Source organism: Oscillibacter sp., from assembly GCF_031978065.1.
In the GTDB taxonomy this organism is placed as follows: Bacteria; Bacillota; Clostridia; order Oscillospirales; family Oscillospiraceae; genus Oscillibacter.
Genome location: NZ_DALZCH010000158.1, coordinates 1 through 5,129, shown reverse-complemented (window position 1 = coordinate 5,129; position 5,129 = coordinate 1). Strand labels below are relative to the sequence as shown.

Sequence of the window (5,129 nt, the reverse complement as noted above, 5' to 3'; positions counted from 1 at the left end):
CCACCATAGAACTTGAGCTAGGCAAAGAAACGGCCGGAGCCATCGCACAGGAACTTTCCAGCGCCGGATATAGTGCCGACAAGATGGACAAGGCTACAAAAAAGGCTAATAAAAGCATGGGCCGGTTCGCTATGCGAGTACGCGAGGTAGTACGAAGCGCGTTGGTATTTACGCTGATTACTCAGGCGCTTTCAAAATTCCGCGAATGGAGCGGAAAGGTCATTAAGACAAATGCCGAAGCATCTGCATCCATTTCAAGGCTCAAGGGAGCTTTACTGACGCTTGCACAACCACTCGTTGATGTGATTATTCCGGCGATTACAAAGGCGGCAGACATCCTCACGGCAATTACAACGACTGCCGCTAGGCTGGCTGCCACTCTCTCCGGGACAACGCTTGACAAATCCCGAGAAGCAGCGGAGGCCTTGCACGATGAAACAGAAGCTCTTGACGACACCGGAAAGGCGGCGGATAAGGCTACTAAGTCCATGGCATCGTTCGATGAAATCAATCAATTATCCGGTGATAACACGGAAAGTATATCTAAGTCTGACGTTGATTTTAGCGGGCCTGAAAGTGACAGTTGGCTTACGGAGATGATGGGTAAAGTTTCTGCGTGGGTACCCACAGCCCTTTTGCTCGGCGGAATCGCGCTTGTTGCAATCGGAGCCGCAAGTGGAAGCCTTGCTCTTGTGACGGCGGGGTTGATGCTGTTGATTTCGGGATTCACAGTAGCAGGAGAAAATGCCCAATTACAATCGTGGGTGACTACGCTTGGGCTTAGCAATGTGGAGGAGTTTGTAGTAGTCGCGTTGCTCTTGGGAGGCATCGCCATGGTTGCCATCGGCGCGGCGACGGGCAATGTTCTGCTAGTAGTTGCCGGACTTTTGCTGATAGGAGCAACGGTCTACTACTCTGAAAAGGGTGGGATGATGAACGATTGGGCGGAAACGTTGGGCTTAAGCAGGGCTGCTCAATGGGTAACAGCCGCCTTGCTTATCGGGGGGATGGCGCTACTTGTATTCGGCATTGTAACCGGCAATGTTCTTATGGTGGTGTCAGGCATAGCGCTGCTGGGAGCGGGTGTCTACGTTGGGACGAAAAGTGGAGTATTACAAAGCTGGTCAGACGCTCTTGGTTTGGGCAACGCATCAAACTGGGTTACTGCGGCTTTGCTGATTTCCGGGATGGCGTTGCTCATATTCGGGATTTTACTGAAGAACATTGCAATGATTGTAGCCGGAATTGGACTTATAGGTGTGGGCGTAGCGGTCGGAGCGTCAACCGGCACGTTTAAAAGCTGGTGGGACGCGTTGAATCTTCCTCAAGCGCAAGACTGGATTACGAAGGCACTTATTATTGGAGGCATCGCGCTGGTTGTTTTCGGGATTTTAATGCACAACATTCTAATGATTGTTGGTGGGTTCGTGATGCTGAACATCGGCGTTAGCTACGGACAGGCATCAGTCACTTTTGATAATTGGTGGGATGCGCTAGGATTGCCGAATGCCGAAAAATGGATCACCGCTATTTTGCTGATAGCGGGTGTGGGGTTGCTTGTGATTTCTATTCTTACGGCAAACGTTCCGGCTTTCTTTGCTGCATTAGTTCTTTTAGGTGTCGGGATGAATTTAGGCGAAAAATCTGGAACGTTTGAGAGTTGGGCGGAGGCGCTACACCTCGATGATGTTGCGGGAAAAGTGACAGCCGGAATCATGCTGGCCGGAATTGCATTAATCGCCATTGGAGCGGCTACCTTAAATCCTTTTTTGATACTTGCCGGTCTTGGAATTTTGGGAGTTGGCGCAGTTGCGAATGCACTCACCGCAAAGAAGTCGGCATCAACCGCATCCGCTATTAGTGGAGCAGGAAACGCAAGCATTTCATCTTCCGGCATCCAAGGGATATCTTCGTACAACGTCCCCCATCTCGCCACCGGCGCAGTGATTCCCCCGAACCGTGAGTTTATGGCGGTGCTGGGGGACCAGAAGAGCGGCAACAACATCGAGGCCCCAGAAGCGCTTTTGCAGCAGATGGCCAACAATGCCGCCAGCGCTAATGCAGCAATGCTCCAAAAGATTCTTGACGCTATTTTAGCCGGTAAGGTCATGACGGTTGATGGGCAGCAGTTCGGGCGCGTGGTATATGGTGCAAACAAATCCGAATCGCAGCGGGTCGGTATCAGCCTTGTCAACAAATAAAGTGGTGGAGGGCGTATGAATTATGTAAAAATAAATGGCATTTCCTTTGACAGCACCGTCGCAATCTCCGACATTGAGGAAAGCTTTGATGTCGTGGATGGCAAGAACGCTGGTCGTACCGAAGGGAACGGGCGGATGATTCGAGATGTAATCGGCTCTTATCTAGGGCATAAGATCACATTTTTTAACGGCAAATCAAACGAAGATTTCGATGCTCTCTGGGATTACCTGAAACAGCACTCCGTTGATGATTCCGTGATGCTTGAGGCCACAGACGGGCAAACTTCTATCTCATATGAAGCATATTACACCCACGGAAGCCGAAAGATCAGGACGGTTTCCGAGGGTGTAAATTATTGGGCCGATATCGAGGTAAACTTTATCCCAATTGCGCCGCAGATCATACCTTGAGGTGACGTATGGACAAAATCATTTGCGGCGGCTTTGAGTGGGAGCGCAATCCCCAATTAAAAGATAACCGCTTAGATGGCGGCAGTCTCTTTTTTGCAAGCTCCATACCGCTGGACGAGCTATCCATTGATACCTTGGGGGCGGATATTTTCAGCCTGTGCAAAGTCCCCAAGAGGCTTTTTACATCAGATTCGCTGGGGCTTTTGACGATCGATGGGAAGAGGCTTTTTTGTAAGTCCAACGACCCGGATCTTACCACCATACCCTACGGCACACCAGTGGAGTATTGGAGGGACGGCGCATTAAAAGCGCGGCTGTATAAGTCGGAAATCATCAGGGCCGGGAAAATCGTCTTTAGTCTATCTGCGGTGTCCGCTGTTGGGCTTTTAGACAAGCTGCCTCATATGGGCGGGCTTTACGCTGGGCAGGCTGTGAGCGCGGTTCTGGCGGATATTATCGGTGCGACATTTGCCTATACGGTAGATGCTGACGTGGCATCCACATTGGTATTCGGATGGCTTCCAATCGGGACCAAACGGGACAATTTAAGGCAGTTGCTTTTTGCCATCGGTGCGGCGGTAAGGAAAACCGCTGACGGTGGCATTAACTTTGCCTTTTTGACAGCCACCAGCCCAACGGAGATCATCGGCGACCGGATGTATTCGGGTGGGAGCCTTGCGTACAACACCCCGGCGTCCGGCGTGGATGTGACGGAGCATGCCTTTTATACCACGTCTGCAGATACCGAGGCAACGCTCTTTGACAATACAGACGGCAGCGGGGCGGTAGATCACAAGACCGTCACCTTCAGCAATCCGTGTCATGGCCTAACCGCATCCGGCCTGACGGTGCACGAGATCGGCGTAAATTACGCCATCGTATCCGGGACGGGGACCCTGACCGGCAAGGAGTACACCCACCAGACAAAGATTATCTCCCGGCGGATGGACGCGGCGACGGAAAACATCATCACCGTGAAAGACGCTACACTTGTATCAATGGCAAATAGCGGGTCCGTTGCGGATAGAGTGCTGGCGTACTATTCAGGCGCTAAAACGCTGACGGTAAGTATCGTAGCAGGAGACGAGCGCCCCGGAGATGCAGTGTACCTTGAGGATGCCTACGGGGATGATACAGAGGGCCTTTTGCAGTCGATGAACGTCACGATCAGTAACACGCTGAAGGCAGATACGACAATCGTAACGGGATATGCCCCATCCCACCACGGCAACGACTACAACAACCGCGTTCTGCTGACCGGGGAAGGGACGTGGACCGTCCCGGAGGGCGCAATACGTGGGAAATGCGTTCTGATTTCACCGGGAACCGGAGGAACCGCCGGTATGGACGGAGAAGCCGGGGCCAATTCAGTATTGCATTACTCTGGGACTGGGACAAAGACAGCCGGACCGGGGGTAGGAGGGAAAGGAGGACTCGGCGGTAAAGCGGGCCTTGGCGGAAAGATTCTTGAAGTGGAAATCTTACTCACTCCCGGCGCTCATATTTCGTATCACGCTCATTCGGGCGGAGAACCCGGTGAAGACGGGCAGGCCACGACATTCGGGGCGTATAGCTCGGCCTCCGGGGAGAGAATGCCCGGTGGATATATCGACGGCATGACCGGAGAAGTTTTCGGCGCGCCGGGGATTGATGGCGTTGACGGCGGAGATGGAGGAGACGGTGGAAGCAGCGGAGGCGATGGAGAAAAGGGCGAGGATGTAGCCGGATGGCTTGGTGGCTCTGGGAACCAAGGCTGGTCCGGGGCTATGACATCACCTGTTGGGCAAGCACAGATCGGCGGTGGCGCTGGTGGTGGCGCAGCGTATGGGGAAGACGGAGCCAGTGCAACCGGGGCCGGAGAGGTATCCACAATCGCACGTGGCGCGGACGGAGCGGACGCACACCCAATCCCGGAACCCAGTGAGGCAAAGTACGGAACGGGCGGTACAGGCGGTAATGGCGGCGGCGGTGGTGGTGGCGCAGGACAGCTAAGAGCAACGGTATCCGGCACAGCCTCGTTCACGTGGACGGCTCTTGGGGGAGCCAAGGGCAACGGAACCGCCGGAGTGGACGGCGCTTTCGGCTGCATTATTATCTTTTTTTAAGGGGGATGTATGGCAGGAACAGAATACAAACTGGCCTATGACGGCCCGCAAATCGACGCGGCAATTGGGCGGGCGCTTCCCGGAGGGGCGATTGACAGCAAAGTGGAGATTGAACTACTCGACAACGTAGATTTTACAAACCCGGTTGCGCAGGCCGGTATTGGCGGTATGCATGGGAGTGTCGCCTATGCCTTGGACTGCTGGAAACTGATTTCCGGGACGGTTTCAGGGTCGTCTAATGGCCTGACACTGAACGGGACGATTCGGCAGATCCGGGAATTTTCAATCGGATTCCCCGTGGTTCCGTCAATAGAAATGCATTCCGGAACGGCAACCATCACCTACGACGATGCGACAAAATACTGCGATATTACTTCCTCCGGGGGAACGATCAAGCGCCCGCATTTGGGGT

Annotated in this window: 4 protein-coding genes; all 4 read left to right on the top strand. The window is 53.6% G+C overall.

Going from position 1 to position 5,129, the window contains the following annotated elements; genetic code table 11:
• A partial coding sequence (locus tag RTK01_RS15800) for a hypothetical protein (RefSeq protein ID WP_312281891.1) occupies positions 1-2,201 on the top strand: 2,201 nt, incomplete at its 5' end.
• 15 nt (positions 2,202-2,216) lie between these two features.
• Complete coding sequence (locus RTK01_RS15795) at positions 2,217-2,612, top strand: hypothetical protein (RefSeq protein WP_312281890.1); 396 nt, start codon at positions 2,217-2,219, stop codon at positions 2,610-2,612.
• Between the two features lie 8 nt (positions 2,613-2,620).
• Positions 2,621-4,717 carry a hypothetical protein gene (locus tag RTK01_RS15790; RefSeq protein ID WP_312281889.1) on the top strand — a complete coding sequence of 699 codons (2,097 nt, stop codon included), beginning with the start codon at positions 2,621-2,623 and terminating at the stop codon, positions 4,715-4,717.
• 9 nt (positions 4,718-4,726) lie between these two features.
• Positions 4,727-5,129, top strand: a 403-nt coding sequence (locus RTK01_RS15785; RefSeq protein WP_312281888.1) for a hypothetical protein, incomplete at its 3' end; no start/stop codon positions are given.

Excerpts from the sequence above, each read along its gene's own strand:
- RTK01_RS15790 (WP_312281889.1), top strand. The coding sequence starts at position 2,621 with ATGGACAAAATCATTTGCGGCGGCTTTGAGTGGGAGCGCAATCCCCAA.
- RTK01_RS15795 (WP_312281890.1), top strand. The coding sequence starts at position 2,217 with ATGAATTATGTAAAAATAAATGGCATTTCCTTTGACAGCACCGTCGCA.